11 protein-coding genes and 1 tRNA gene are annotated in these 13,297 nt (G+C 69.9%); 6 read left to right on the top strand and 6 right to left on the bottom strand.

The genetic code is table 11. The features are described from left to right. Nucleotides 1-54 precede the first annotated feature (54 nt). Nucleotides 55-981 carry a bifunctional DNA primase/polymerase gene (locus ABZS97_RS01545; protein ID WP_356132212.1) on the top strand — a complete coding sequence of 309 codons (927 nt, stop codon included), beginning with the start codon at nt 55-57 and terminating at the stop codon, nt 979-981. Between the two features lie 177 nt (nt 982-1,158). Then, a complete protein-coding gene (locus ABZS97_RS01540) occupies nt 1,159-2,097 on the top strand; it encodes a hypothetical protein (RefSeq protein WP_356132209.1) in 939 nt (312 codons plus the stop codon). A gap of 167 nt (nt 2,098-2,264) precedes the next feature. Here the strand turns inward: ABZS97_RS01540 and ABZS97_RS01535 are convergent. The 4 genes from ABZS97_RS01535 to ABZS97_RS01520 form a co-directional block, all read right to left on the bottom strand. After that, nucleotides 2,265-2,351 (bottom strand) — tRNA-Ser (locus tag ABZS97_RS01535). A gap of 484 nt (nt 2,352-2,835) precedes the next feature. After that, nucleotides 2,836-3,900 (bottom strand): CU044_5270 family protein, encoded by a 1,065-nt coding sequence (locus ABZS97_RS01530; RefSeq protein WP_356132206.1) that lies wholly within the window; start codon nt 3,898-3,900, stop codon nt 2,836-2,838. After that, nucleotides 3,897-4,541 carry an RNA polymerase sigma factor gene (locus ABZS97_RS01525; protein ID WP_356132202.1) on the bottom strand — a complete coding sequence of 215 codons (645 nt, stop codon included), beginning with the start codon at nt 4,539-4,541 and terminating at the stop codon, nt 3,897-3,899. The genes ABZS97_RS01530 and ABZS97_RS01525 overlap by 4 nt, the downstream gene beginning before the upstream one ends. Nucleotides 4,542-4,972: 431 nt before the next feature. Further along, a complete protein-coding gene (locus ABZS97_RS01520; RefSeq protein ID WP_356132200.1) occupies nt 4,973-6,508 on the bottom strand; it encodes a trypsin-like peptidase domain-containing protein in 1,536 nt (511 codons plus the stop codon). Between the two features lie 257 nt (nt 6,509-6,765). Between ABZS97_RS01520 and ABZS97_RS01515 the strand changes: the two genes are divergently transcribed. The 3 genes from ABZS97_RS01515 to ABZS97_RS01505 all read left to right on the top strand — a co-directional run bounded on the left by ABZS97_RS01515 (nt 6,766) and on the right by ABZS97_RS01505 (nt 9,558). Continuing rightward, nucleotides 6,766-7,575 (top strand): glycerophosphodiester phosphodiesterase, encoded by an 810-nt coding sequence (locus tag ABZS97_RS01515; RefSeq protein WP_356132197.1) that lies wholly within the window; start codon nt 6,766-6,768, stop codon nt 7,573-7,575. A gap of 158 nt (nt 7,576-7,733) precedes the next feature. Beyond that, entirely contained in the window at nt 7,734-8,450 is a 717-nt protein-coding gene (locus ABZS97_RS01510; protein ID WP_356132192.1) for an ATP-binding protein, read from the top strand. Between the two features lie 142 nt (nt 8,451-8,592). Next, the gene (locus ABZS97_RS01505) at nt 8,593-9,558 is read left to right on the top strand and encodes a DUF5926 family protein (protein WP_356132189.1); all 966 of its coding nucleotides are present in this window, start codon (nt 8,593-8,595) and stop codon (nt 9,556-9,558) included. A 231-nt stretch (nt 9,559-9,789) separates the two neighbouring features. Here the strand turns inward: ABZS97_RS01505 and ABZS97_RS01500 are convergent, their stop codons facing one another. Together ABZS97_RS01500 and ABZS97_RS01495 are read right to left on the bottom strand one after the other, a co-directional pair. Continuing rightward, the gene (locus ABZS97_RS01500; protein WP_356132186.1) at nt 9,790-10,503 is read right to left on the bottom strand and encodes a hypothetical protein; all 714 of its coding nucleotides are present in this window, start codon (nt 10,501-10,503) and stop codon (nt 9,790-9,792) included. 56 nt (nt 10,504-10,559) lie between these two features. Further along, on the bottom strand, nt 10,560-11,225 hold the full coding sequence (locus tag ABZS97_RS01495; protein ID WP_356132183.1) for a bifunctional DNA primase/polymerase: 666 nt from the start codon (nt 11,223-11,225) through the stop codon (nt 10,560-10,562). A gap of 471 nt (nt 11,226-11,696) precedes the next feature. Between ABZS97_RS01495 and ABZS97_RS01490 the strand changes: the two genes are divergently transcribed. After that, a complete protein-coding gene (locus ABZS97_RS01490) occupies nt 11,697-13,217 on the top strand; it encodes a PP2C family protein-serine/threonine phosphatase (protein ID WP_356132459.1) in 1,521 nt (506 codons plus the stop codon). The last annotated feature ends 80 nt before the right edge of the window (nt 13,218-13,297 follow it).

Raw genomic sequence — 13,297 nt, 5'->3', positions numbered from 1 at the left:
ACTCCACCCGCGAACCCCCTTCCCTTTTTCGAACACCCGTACGAACATGGAGTCATGGCCACCACCGACCGGCAGGCCACGACCCTGGCCCTGGCCCACGCACTGTCCGCCGCCGAACGCGGACTGGCGGTCATTCCGCTGTCCCGGACGAAGCTCCCGGCCCTGCGCTCCCCGCACCGCGACTACGCCGCCCCCTCGCCCCTGCCCGCGCCCCCGTTCGAACAAGTGGGCTCCCCGCCCCCGCCCTGCCATGGCGAATGCGGCCGCTTCGGACACGGCGTCTATGACGCCTCGACCAATCCCCGTCGCATCCGCGAGCTCTTCGCCGCCGCCCCCTGGGCCACCGGCTACGGCATCGCCTGCGGGCTGCCCCCGCACCACCTCATCGGCATCGACCTCGACACCAAATCCGATACGGACTCCTCTGCCGCCCTGCGCGAACTGGCCCTGCGTCACCTGTTCACGATCCCGGCCACGGTCGTCGTGCTGACCCCCAGCGGCGGCCGTCACGTCTGGCTGAGCGGCCCGCCGGAGGTGGTCGTCCCCAACTCGGCGGGCCGGCTCGCCCCCGGCATCGACATCCGCGGGGCGGGCGGCTACCTGGTCGGCCCCGGCTCACGCACCGAACACGGCGTCTACGGCACGGCTCCGGGAACAGCGCATCTGGCGCCCGCGCCCTGCCCACCCGAACTCCTGCGCCTGCTCACGCCCCCGGCGCGCACACCCCACCGCGCGCCTTCCGCGACCGGCCGACATGGCCAGGGTCTGGTGCAGTTCGTCCTCGCCGCGCACGAGGGCCAACGCAACACCCGCCTCTTCTGGGCCGCTTGCCGCGCCTACGAGAACGGCATCGGCCCCGAACTCGCCCACGCCCTCACCGAAGCCGCCGTCCGCACAGGCCTCACCGAACGCGAGGCCCGCTCCACCCTCGCTTCGGCGGCCCGCATGTCGACACCACACCGAGGCCAAGAACCCGACTGACCGTCAGCGGGTCCGCACGGCACCTCACCGCACCGGGCTGAGCCGGCGTAGCGCCGCGGTAGCTGACCCCGATGAACCGGCCGGGCCCGTCACGCGGGCTCCAGCCGTTGGGGTGCCTGCTCTGCGTGCGAGAAGGGCGCGTCAGGAGGAAAATGGGACGGAGGGAGCTGAGGCATCATGACCATTCCCATAGCCTCGGAGTACCAGTCATATCTCCGTACCTCAACCGCAAGACACCCGAACGAACGCGCACGGCTGGTAGTCGCCGTTGGCTCCGTGTGTATCGCCTTCGGCTTCATCCTGGTCATCGCGATCTCGACGGGAGGCATCGGCCTTCTGTTCCTCTTCTTGACGATCCTCTTCGTCGCAGTAACCCAGTGGCTCTTCCACAGGCTGCGCAAAGCCCGCCTTCTCGGCTGCGCGATCAAGGTGACACCTGACAGCTTTCCGGAGATCCACGCGGAAATTGTCGAACTACAGCGGAAATTCGACTACCACCGGCCAGTCGACGTCTATGTGCTCGACAAGGTCGACGGGAAGATGGTGGTGACCAGCCTGCTCGGGACCCGCGTACTCCTCATCGAGGGCGGGTTCGCAGCGGACCTCCAGCAGGATGGACCCGCGGCCCTGCGCTTCATGCTGGGGAACTTCATGTGCTGGCTCAAGGCCCGGCACGGGCGACTGGCCCTCTCCGTGATCATTCTCGAGAACCTGAAGTGGCTGTCGTACGTCGCCCCCTGGATCCTTCCCTACTGGCGTTGCACGGCATACACATGCGACCAGTTCGGGTATCTGTGCGCCGAAGACCTTCATGCGTCCCTCGGCGTGATAGCCCGGCTCGCCGCCGGAAAGGAACTGGGTCCCAGCATTTCCCCAACAGGCGTTCTCGAACAGGCCTATCAGGTGTCCCGGCGCCCCCTTTCGCGCTACGCCGAACTGACCCAGATAGAGCCACACGTGGTGAACCGCTACGTCAACCTCGTCGCCTTCGCGGGGTCCCTGATACCTGCCGACTACCAGAGGTTCCGCGCCGGCCTGGACGAGAAGGGCCGCCGCCTCCTCAGGGACCTCCTGCTGGAAACCCCTCACCGCCAGTCACCCGGCCCGATCCCGTGACTGCAGGCCTCGGACGAGGCCCTGGGGAAACCGTCCGCTCCGAGGGAAGACGTGCGGAACGACCGCTGCGCGCCATCACGTGAGCGGGCAAGACAGGGTGCACGCAGAAGGGGTGCCACCCCGGAGAGTGGCACCCCTTCTGACCTGTACTGCGTCTGACCGGCAAGCGGTGGGTGTGGGATTTGAACCCACGGTCACATCGCTGCGACGACGGTTTTCAAGACCGTTCCCTTAGGCCGCTCGGGCAACCCACCCGCGCCCCGGCCCACCAGGGGCGGAGCGGGTACAGCCTACCGGCCTCCGGCCTCATACAGGGTCCGTGGTCCACACGGGGTCCACTGGTCACCTCTTCGCGGCAGAGACCACCCTCCGATCGGCCCCCCGGCCCACGCCGACGGGTGGGAGCCTGGACGGTGCCAGCCTCGTCGACCTTCCCATGGGAGTCCGCTGGGCTCCGGTCATCGGCTCGCTCTCGTGTTCAACAGGGAGCCCAGGACCTTCTGATCCGTAGGATCGGGCAGCCTGTTGGACGGAAGCTCTACCTTCCTCCCGGCTGAACTGGCGGGCGTGATCAACGGTCTCTGTGTGCCGTCGTTGCCGTCAGCGTTCCCTTAATCGCTCAACGGTGACACCGGCCGGCGCCCGTGCGGCGTGCGCAGTATGCAGTCGCGTGACGTCAGAAAAGAGGTGTGGGCTGTCCAGGTTCTCTGCGGCTTGACTAGCGGGACGATCGCGTTCTCAAGCACCGGTACCTTGCGCGCCGGGGCGCTGCTTCTGGGCGTCGACGACGGCCCTCTCCAGCACGGCGGTGTATTCGAGGACCGTGCCGGGCTTGACGTCGTCGACCTGCTTGACCTGGACACCGCGGCTGCCGAGATAGGCGTACGTCTTGCGGTCGAAGATCCACTCGGTGCGATCGCCGCCCTTCTGGTCGACGCGGGCCAGGGCGATGCCCTCGCGTCCCGCGGCGTCCTTGACATGGTCCACCACCACAACCCCGGGGATCTTGGCCGCGGCCCGGTACAGCGCTGCATTCAGCTTCGCCGGTGCGAGCTGCTCCCCCAGCAGGTCGCCGACCGTGGTGAATGCCTCCTGGTCCGGGGAGTTCCCCTGGCCCGTGGTCTCCTCGTAGATCTTCTTCAGCAGGGCGTCCGGGTCGGTGGGCAGCGTCTTGAGGTAGTCGTAGGAGGGGGCGTTCAAGCTGTTCTCGACGCCGGTGTCGAGGGTGACACCGCCCTTGGGCTGGTAGCCGGGCTCGTCCAGCCAGCCCTGCTTGCCGTCGGGGGAATTCCACGCCTCACGGATATGCAGGGGCTGGACCAAGGTCTTGGACTTGACTGTGTCGGTGTGCAGGACGGAGAGGTAGGAGACCTTGCTCTTGATGTAGATGTACTGGCCCGGGCCGGGTTCGGGCGTCTTGCCGGCCGAGGCGGCGGCGGCGATGTGCTCGACAGTGGAGGCGAGCTGGACGGTGCTGCCGGGCTCGATGCGGACGACTGGCGCTTCGACCGGGGGCGGGGTGGCCGCGTTCGTGCCGCTGCCCCCGGAACCGGTCAGCGCGGTGACGGCGAAGGCACCGGCCAGGGCGGCAGCGGTGACCGGGACACCGATCAGCAGGACACGGCGTGCCGGGCGGCGGGACGGCGCAGGGACGGGTGCGGTGGGCTGGATCTCGCTCATCAGGTGCTCCTCGAGAAGCAGGTGACGGTCGAGCGACAGGTGCGGGTCTCCCGGTGCGGGCAGCAACCGGGCCAGTTCCGCGTGGTCCAGCGACTCCTCACGCCGAGACTTCTTGCGGATCATTCGGACCTCTCCTCGTACGACTCGTGTGACCGGGCCGCAGAAGTGCGACCGCCCTGTACTTGTCCGTTGCGCGGTAGCGGTTCCCTGCGTCTCCTCAGTTCTTCGTCGGCCAGCTTGCTCAGCCGTTTACGGGCGCGGGACAGGCGCGAGCGCACGGTGCCGACCGGGACGCCGAGCACGGCTGCCGCCTCCGCGTAGCCGAGCCCGGACCACACACAGAGCGTGAAGACCTCGCGCTCATTGCGGCTCAGCTTCTTCAGCACCCGCTGGGCGGCAGCCAGTTGGTCGGCATCGGCTATGCGGCCGACGAGTTCGTCGGCGAAGTCCGGGACCGTTTCCTTGGCCGGCAGGCGCTCCAGGGCCCGACGATGGCGGCGCGCAGCGCGGGTGGTGTTGCGCAGTACGTTCACGGCGATGCCCATCAGCCAGGGGCGCGGGCTGTCGCCCTCGTCCCGCAGCTTGACGCGCAGCCGCCACGCCTCCAAGAAGGTCAGCGAGACGATGTCCTCGGCGACGGTCCAGTCCCCGGTCACGCGCACCGCGTGACGGTGGACCAGCCGGGCGTGGTCACGGAAGAGCTCGCGGAACGCCTCGGGGTCGCCTGCCCGTATCCGGGTGTGCAATGAGTAGTCCACGTCCATCCTTGTCCGCGCGGCAGGGCAGGTTCCCGTGGCGTGCGTCACACGGTCAGGAGACATGGGGTTCCGCGGCCAGGCTCGCACATCACGACCGCCGCCTCCGTGGGCTGAGCGGCACCTCGGGCGGCAGCGAGTACCGGGCGGCACGGCCGTTGAGCAACCCGACATCCGGTCCACGCCTGGTCCACACACGCTGATCCACAAGGTGACGGAGCCGGATCAAGGTGAGACAGACCCCATGCAGAAGGGGTGCCTCTCAGCGAGAGGCACCCCTTCTGACCAGCACGTCTATGACCTGCAGAGGCGGTGCGATCGGCACCCACAGGAACGCTGTCACGCTCTCGCGTTTTTCAAGACCGTTCCCTTAGGCCGCTCGGGCAACCCACCCCGCGCCGCCCACGCAGGGTGGGTGGTGCGGGGACAAGACTAACCGGTCAGCTGTCGCCCTCGCGCTGGCCGAGGGTTACGTCGGTGGTGTGGGTCTTTCCGTCGCGGGTGTAGGTGAGCTTGACGGTGTCGTCGGGGCGGTGGGTCCAGATCTCGCCGATGAGGGTGGGGCCGCTGTCGATCGGCATGTCGTCGAGCTTGGTGATGACGTCGCCGGGCTTGAGGCCGGCCTTGTCGGCGGGGCCGCCGGAGGTGATCGCGTCCGAGTTGCCGGCGCCCTGCTCGGTGATCTTCGCGCCGTCCGTGCCCTCTTCCAGGGAGACCGACGCGCCGATGACGGGGTAGACCGGCTTGCCCGTCTTGATGAGCTGCTGGGCGACGCTCTTCGCCTGGTTGATCGGGATCGCGAAGCCCAGGCCGATCGAGCCGGACTGGCTGGTGCCGCCCAGACCGCCGCTGCTGGAGGACTGGATCGCGGAGTTGATGCCGATGACCGAGCCATGGGCGTCCAGGAGCGGACCGCCCGAGTTGCCCGGGTTGATCGAGGCGTCGGTCTGCAGGGCGCTCATGTACGAGGCCTTGCTGCTGGCGCTGCCGTCGCTGGAGGCCACCGGGCGGTTCTTGGCGCTGATGATGCCCGTGGTCACCGTGTTGGACAGGCCGAACGGTGCGCCGATCGCGATCGTCGAGTCGCCGACAGCGACCTTGTCGGAGTTGCCGAGCGCGAGGGGGTTCAGGTCCGACGGCGCGTTCTTGAGCTTGATGACCGCGACGTCGTAGCCCTGCGCGTGGCCCACCACCTCGGCGTTGTACTTCTTGCCGTTGGGGAAGGTCGCCGTCAGCTTGCCGCCGTCGACCGCTTCCGCGACGACGTGGTTGTTGGTGAGGATGTGCCCCTGCTTGTCGAAGACGAACCCGGTGCCGGTGCCGCCCTCGCCGCTGCTGCTCTCGGCCTCGATGGTCACGGTGCTCGGCAGTGCCTTGGCGGCCACGCCCGCGACCGTGCCCGCGTCGCGCTTGACGTCGCCGCCACTGTCGGAGGCCGAAACCGTTGTCGAACCGGATGAGTTGTCGTTGCGGTCGGCCAGCGAGTAGCCGATGCCGCCGCCCACGCCGCCCGCGACCAGTGCGGCGACCAGGATCGCGGCGACCAGGCCACCGCGCCCGCCGCCGGACTTCGGTGCGGGCGCCGCCTGCTGGTAGGAGGAACCCCAGCCGGCCCCGGACCCGCCCCCGTCGGCGTACGACGGAGTGGCGGGCGGCGGAGGCGGCCAGCCCGCCTCCGCGGCGGAACCCGGTGCGCCGGCGCCGTGCCCGTACGCCTCCGAACCCTGCACACCCTGATCCGGCGCCTCGGGGCCCTGGCCGGCAGCGGACGCGTACGCCGGCTGTCCCGCGAAAGTCGCCTGCTGCTCCGGCGCGGCGGGGGCGTGCGGAGGCACCGCCGGGATCGGGGTCGTCGGCGCGCCCCCCTCGGGCGGAGTGGTTCCCTCAGCGTGTGCGGAAGCAGCGGGAGTGTCCACCGGCACAGGAGGTGCGGACGGGGCCGGCGGTACTGCGGTGCCCTCGTTCTCGGTGCTCACAGCTCTTCTCCTCGATCCACGGCTGTTGTTCTCGGTCGCACTCGGTCACGCTCATTCACGCTTGTCGACGGTCCGGCGCGATTCAGCTGTGCATGTGCTTTTGTATGCCGTCAGCTTTTCCCACCGGCCGTCAGAGCACCATAAGCGGTAGCTGTGGGTCCGAGGCGATCCTTTATATCGGAGCTTTCCGGCGAAACGGACTGATTCGTGACGCCTCCGCCTGCACGCCTACCCCTTCGCGGTGGCACCATGACGCGGTGACCCACGCACGACAGCACCCGATTCAGGTCGTCGCCCACCGCGGAGCCTCCGAAGAGGCCCCCGAGCACACGCTGGCCGCGTACAAGAAGGCGATCGAGGACGGTGCCGACGCCCTTGAGTGCGATGTACGACTGACCGCGGACGGCCACCTCGTCTGTGTGCACGACCGCCGCGTCAACCGCACCTCGAACGGCCGCGGCGCGGTCTCCGCCCTGGAGCTCGCCGACCTCGCGGCACTGGACTTCGGCGCCTGGAAGAACCGCGACGAGGCCCCCGACTGGGAGTACGCGCCTGAGGACCGTGAGGACACCTCCGTACTCACCCTGGAGCGACTGCTCGAACTCGTCGCCGACGCGGGCCGTCGCGTGGAGATGGCGATCGAGACGAAGCACCCCACGCGCTGGGCGGGCCAGGTCGAGGAGCGGCTTCTGCACCTCCTGAAGCGCTTCGGCCTGGACGCCCCCGACTCCGCCGCCGAGTCGCCGGTGCGCGTCATGAGTTTCTCGGCGCGCTCGCTGCACCGCATCCGGGCCGCGTCCCCGACCTTGCCCACGGTCTATCTGCTGCAGTTCGTCTCGCCCCGGCTGCGCGACGGACGGCTGCCCGCCGGTGTCCGGATCGCGGGCCCCTCGATGCGGATCGTGCGCAGCAACCCCGGGTACATCGAGCGTCTCAAGCGGGCCGGGCACCAGGTGCACGTATGGACGGTGAACGCGCCGGAGGACGTCGATCTCTGCGTTGAGCTGGGCGTCGACGCCATCATCACCAACCGCCCGCGCGCGGTGCTGCGGCAACTGGGCCGCTGACCCCGCACCGTTCACGACTCAACAACGCGCCCATTAACCCCGCATCAACACTCACACCTCGCCCAAGCGTCATTCCGCCACCCTCCCCACCGTCGAAATCAAGCCACCCGATTACAGGGAGTGCACCGGCGCGTTCGTTCCGTATTCGATCGTTACGAGTGCGTCAGCACACATGGATTGGCCGGTTTCCGGTCCAGTCCAAAGGGGCATCCACACCGTGGCGTGGGGCAAAGGAGGTCTCGGGGGTGGCGTTGGTGGTGGCACAGGAGGTGCCCACGTCGTCGAGCATGGCCGTACCCCATGGCCCTGCGGGCGTGGGGGAAGCAAGACACCGGATGCGGGATCAGCTGCGCTCCGGTGGCGTGGCGGAACCGGTCATCGACGATGCCGTACTGATCCTTTCCGAACTGCTGAGCAACGCGTGTCGGCACGGTCGGCCGCTCGGCGACGCGTTGGCCGGAGACGGTGATGTCCGCGCCGCGTGGCGCGTCGATCCGTCCGGAAGACTCACCCTTGAGGTGACGGACGGCGGTGGTCCGACCCGCCCGGTTCCGGCCACGCCCTCGGTCACCGCACACGGCGGCCGCGGGCTGAACATCATCACGGCACTGGCCAAGGACTGGGGCGTACGCGACGACGCCCGTGGCGAGGTCACCGTGTGGGTGGTCGTGCAGGACGACGTGAGCGCGGCGCAGCGCGCCGACGACTTCGCTACGCGCGTCATGTCACCGTCCCCCTCACCGCCGTCCCCGGCGGCATCGGCTTCGGCTTCGTCGTCCCCCGTGTCGATCCCGGCCGCGCGACGGCAGCCACTGCTGCCCGGCACCGCGATACCCGGCCTGGACTTCGCGGACGCCTTCGACGACCTGGACTGAGCGGGCCCGCCCACAGGGGACGACTCGGTGCGTCGACCCGGTGCGGCGACCCGGTGCGTTGTCCACAGGGTCCCGTCGGCCGTCGTACGAACGGCTAGGCTCGCGCTCGTACGAGACGCGCCGTAACCGGGAGACACCCACGATGGCCAAGAAGCGACCCCAGACGAAGGCCCAGCGGCCTCAGCTGCAGGACGGGGAGATCCCGGTCGTAGGGGCTCGCGAGCCCTGCCCGTGCGGCAGCGGCCGCCGTTACAAGGCCTGCCACGGCCGTGCCGCCGCGCACGCCGTGACCGAGCTGGTGCAGCGCCCCTTCGAAGGGCTGCCCGGCGAGGGCGACTGGATCGCGCTGCGCGAGCTGGTGCCCGCCGCGACGGTCGAGCTGAAGCTCAGGGAGAGCCTCCCCGAGGGAGTCCCCTCGGTCACGCTCGCCACCGTCCTGCCGATGGCGTGGCCGGCACTGCGCCGCGACGACGGCTCGGTGCTGATCGGGCTGCAGAACGACACGCCTTCCGGTGACCTCAGCCGCGATCTCGCGGACACCCTTCAGCGCGCGCTCACGGCGAAGCCCGGTACGCCGGTCGAGGGGCGGCGCGCCACGGGCGACGGGCCGCGGTTGCAGGATCTGCTCGACCCCGAAGGCGCGTTCGAGCCAGTTGTGCACTCGGGCTTCGAGTTCTGGGTCCCGGACTCGGAGAACGCGAGCCCCGAGGTGGCCGCTTCCCTGGAGCGGGCCAACGCCGCGGCCATCCCGACCGTGAAGCTGACCGGCGTGGACTCCGCGTACTGGTGCGAGACGCCCGACAAGAACCACCTGCGCTGGGTCATGCCGCACCCGGAGGAACAGCTTCTGGACGCTCTCGCGCGGCTGCACGCGGCCGGTGGGTCGAGCCTCGGCGAGGGCACCCGACTGGTCGGTTCCTTCCGTGCGCACGGGCTCACGGTGCCGGTCTGGGACCTGCCGACGGGGGTCACGGCCCAGGACATCGAGAAGCCCGCGGCGGAGTTCGCCGAGCGCCTCGCGACCGCTCTGGCCACGGACGCGCCGCTGACCGCGGACGAGCGCCGGGCGCGCGGCGGCCTCACCAATCGACAGGTGACTCTCAGCTGACACACAGACGGGGCGCTGACCGACCAGTCAGCAGTCCGGCGCCCCGCACAGTGGGTGACTCCTGTCACAACTCCCCGTTGTGACAGGTAAATCCGTGTCCGAATAGCCGAGATCGAATTTGCGAACCGCCGATCTCTTGTTACCGTTCGAGTAGCCCGGTTGCTGGTGCATCCCCCGTCGCCAGCAACCGGGTCTTTTCATGTCCGGCCCGCGGCTGCCGTCCGTCCGGCCTCAACCAGCGCTCTGATCAGCCGAGTTGTCCGCGTCGCTCGCGCTGCCCGCGCCACTCGTACGACTTCCCGAGCGCAGCATCAGCGGCGCACTCCCGGCGCTCTTCGCGAACTCCGCGACCGCCGTGTACGCCCCCGCGTCCCCCGTCGTGCGCTCCCTGGGCGTCTCGCACGCCCCGGGCTCGTCCTCCGCGTCCACGACGCAGTGCATCTCCACGGTGCGCCCGTCGGGCTTCATGAGGCTCAGCACGGAACTCAGTTCCTCACCCGAGGCGTTGCGGTAGTAGGTGCGCGCCCAGGTGTCCCGTCCCTGCGTCAGGACACAGGTCTGTGCCTCGATGCCGTCGGGGGAGGAGAGCTCGGGCCCGCAGCCGGCCGCGGTGGCCAGACCGAGGCCGAGCAGCAGGGAGGGGCGTCCCGATTCGGACGCCCGCGCCCCGCCGTCGCCGCGGCCCGCAGAAGCGCCGGAACCGCTCTTGTCATCGGCGCCCGAGGCATCGGCGCCCGAGGCGTCAACCCGTGAGGCATCAGCCCGCGGGACATCGGCAAGCGAGCCGTCGGCGCGCATGCGTACGGCCGCGGGCCCCCCGTCGCCCACGGGCCCCGCGGACGCCACGGCCAGAGGCAGCGCGACCGTGGCCGCCACGACGCCCGCGAGCACGAGCAGACGGACCCTTCGGGGGTCTGAGGGGCGGGCCCCGGAATGACGCAGCATGAGAGGGAAGATAACTACGCCGGGCGGGCGCCCGGTTCACCGCGCGCCCGACATCCCTACAACTCGGGCGCGCTCACACCCGTACGAGTGAGCGCTTCGACCACGGTGTCCACCACAGCCTCCACATCGGGCACCCACGGAGCGGCCGAGCCGGCCAGTGGAGCCCGCTCCCAGCGGATCTGTCCCTGGCCCGTCTCGGACGGCGGCAGCGCGATGTAGCCGCCTTCCCCGTGGAAGCGCAGGGAGCCCGGAACGAAGTCCTGGGCGTAGAGCAGCTCGCCCAGTTGCTCCATCGAGTACGGCGCCACGAGCAGCGCCCAGCGCGTGGGGGTCGCGACGACCGGACCGAGGCGCATGCCCGCCTGGTCGAGCGCCACGAGTGCGCGAGCCGCCGCGAGGGCGGGCAGGCTCACCGCGCAGGGGGCGGTGCCTCCGGTGGCCAGCACGATCGGTGCCGACGGCCGGTTCGTCCACCACCAGCGGACCATGCGCTCGTCCGTGGTCGCGGCGAGGAGGCCGGGGTCGAAGGGGTGGGCGCCGGGCACCGTGCATTCCGGGTCCGGGCAGCCGCAGCGGGCACGCCCCTGCGGATCCGGAGCCACACCCGGGAGTACGGGCCACTGCCATTCGGTCGCGAAGGTCAGGGCCGCGCTGAGCATCTCAGGCCTCCCGGTGTTTCGCCTGGACAGGAGCCTGCGTCGCCTTCCGAGGATCTCGCGCATGAGCGCTCGTTCCTTTCCGTTGCACGCCTGGCAACACTGTGGACCATCACACCATGTGTCGATCACTTCACTGTGCGTACCTACTGGCGCATCACACCCCTGCTGGAGACAAGGGGAACCCCTATGGGCCGAGCGTCTGGCTGCGTCCGCGTCCATACCGCGTCTGGCACAAGCATGGGCATGGCGCGGGGTGGCGGAGTCTGGCGTTTCGCGTCCCGCGTATTTCTCTCCGCCTCCGCCACGGGAGGATGGGGCACGGTCGTCGGTGGTTAAGACGCCCGGGTCCGTTGCCAGGTTCCCGGGTGGATCTCGACCACCCCTGGCCTTCACCGAGTACGTACCCATCACGACCGCTGTGACGCTCCGTCGAGCAAGGCCAGTCGACCGCAATAAGCCGTTACCCGAGTCAGTTTTAAGCCAACTTTGCATTTCCGCAAGTGGCCCATGGACACCAGGAATCCCAGCAGGACAATGCTGGACATCCCCTCACGAGTGCGTGTACATGTGGAGACACCGCTAGCGGCGCAGAACGACATGGGGGTTTGCGATGCTATTGAGCAATACGCACCGGTCGGAAAGCCGGACGCCATGAGTGCGCCTCACCTTCCGAAAGTGGCCGGAATCGATTCAACGGTCCCCGCGCCCGCACACACTGTCGCGCCGACGCCATCTGTCACGGGTACCCCTTCGGCCACCTCTTCCATCGGCCCGGGTGCCGTTCTCCAGGACCGACTCGCAGGCTGGGTCTCCGATCTCACCACGCTCCACGAACTCACCGAACGTCTTGCGCGCACCGCAGCACTGGACGACGCACTCCAGGAAGTGCTGCGCGCCGGAGCCGCCCTCGTGGGCGCCCGGCGCGGCCTCGTCGTCCTGGAGCCGGCCGACGGACTCGGTCCCGACACCACCATCGGCCTGGGCCTGGGACGGGCCGATCTCGGTCACATCGAGACCGTGCCGCGCAGCTCCATGTCGTACGGCAAGCTCCTCGACACACCGGCCGGGCTGCCCGGTGGCGACGCCGAGATCGCCCGGCCCGACCTGTTCGCCGAGGACGGGCTCGACCCCCGCCACCGCGAGGTGGCCGCCCGGCTCGGCTACGCGGCGAGCTACGCGCTCCCCCTGTCCACGCCGGCGGCGGGCCGCCTCGGTGCGGCCGTATGGCTCTACGACGAGCCCGCCGAACCGGTGGAGCGCCAGCGCCATCTCGTCGGCCTCTACGCCCGGTACGCGACCGAGCACCTGGCACGGCTGGTGGAACTGGAGCGCACGCGCGCGTGCATGGCGACCATCTCCGAGGAGCTGCTGCCCCCGCGGCTGCCCCGGGTCGCCGGCGTCCAGCTCGCCGCCCGGCACCGCACGGGTCCGCGCGGCGGCGGCGACTGGTACGACGCGCTGCCGCTGCCCGACGCCGCGCTCGGCCTCGCGGTCGGCTCGGTCACCGGGGCGGGGCCCAGCGCGGTCGCCGCGATGGGACGGCTGAGAGCCTCCCTGCGGGCGTACGCCGTGATGGAGGGCGAGGACCCGGTCGCCGTCCTGTCGGACCTGGAGCTGCTGCTCCGGCTGACCGAGCCCGCCCGGTCCGCGACCGCCCTCTTCGCCTACTGCGAGCCCGCCCTGCGCAAAATCACCTTGGCCGGCGCCGGACACAGCCCGCCGCTGGTGATCGGCGAGCGGCGCACGGAGTTCGTGGAGACCTCCGTATCGGCGCCGCTGGGCATGCTGGCCTGCTGGGAGGCGCCGAGCGTCGAACTGTGCGCGGAGCCCGGCGAGACCGTGCTGCTGTACACGGACGGCCTGCTGCACCGCACCGGCGACCCCATGGACCGCGCCTTCAGCCGGCTGCACGCGGCGGCGGCCGGCGTCCCCAGGGCGCTGCGCGGCGACCCTGACGCGATCGCCGATCACGTGCTGCGCACGGTGCTGCCGGACGGCCTGGACAAGGCGGGCGGCGAGGAGGACGTGGTGCTGCTGGCGGCGCGCTTCGAGTGAGGCCGGCGAGCCGCCTGTAACAGGTCTTCCGGCCCTGGGCCCCCTTCCGTACGACCGTACGATGGATGGGGTCCAGTGCC

Source organism: Streptomyces sp. NPDC005485, assembly GCF_040606085.1.
Lineage (GTDB): Bacteria > Actinomycetota > Actinomycetes > Streptomycetales > Streptomycetaceae > Streptomyces.
This window is presented reverse-complemented; position numbering and strand designations above follow the sequence as displayed.

Excerpts from the sequence above, each read along its gene's own strand:
- ABZS97_RS01545 (WP_356132212.1), top strand. The coding sequence starts at position 55 with ATGGCCACCACCGACCGGCAGGCCACGACCCTGGCCCTGGCCCACGCA.
- ABZS97_RS01540 (WP_356132209.1), top strand. The coding sequence starts at position 1,159 with ATGACCATTCCCATAGCCTCGGAGTACCAGTCATATCTCCGTACCTCA.
- ABZS97_RS01530 (WP_356132206.1), bottom strand. The coding sequence starts at position 3,900 with ATGATCCGCAAGAAGTCTCGGCGTGAGGAGTCGCTGGACCACGCGGAA.
- ABZS97_RS01525 (WP_356132202.1), bottom strand. The coding sequence starts at position 4,541 with ATGGACGTGGACTACTCATTGCACACCCGGATACGGGCAGGCGACCCC.
- ABZS97_RS01505 (WP_356132189.1), top strand. The coding sequence starts at position 8,593 with ATGGCCAAGAAGCGACCCCAGACGAAGGCCCAGCGGCCTCAGCTGCAG.
- ABZS97_RS01500 (WP_356132186.1), bottom strand. The coding sequence starts at position 10,503 with ATGCTGCGTCATTCCGGGGCCCGCCCCTCAGACCCCCGAAGGGTCCGT.
- ABZS97_RS01495 (WP_356132183.1), bottom strand. The coding sequence starts at position 11,225 with ATGCGCGAGATCCTCGGAAGGCGACGCAGGCTCCTGTCCAGGCGAAAC.
- ABZS97_RS01490 (WP_356132459.1), top strand. The coding sequence starts at position 11,697 with ATGCTGGACATCCCCTCACGAGTGCGTGTACATGTGGAGACACCGCTA.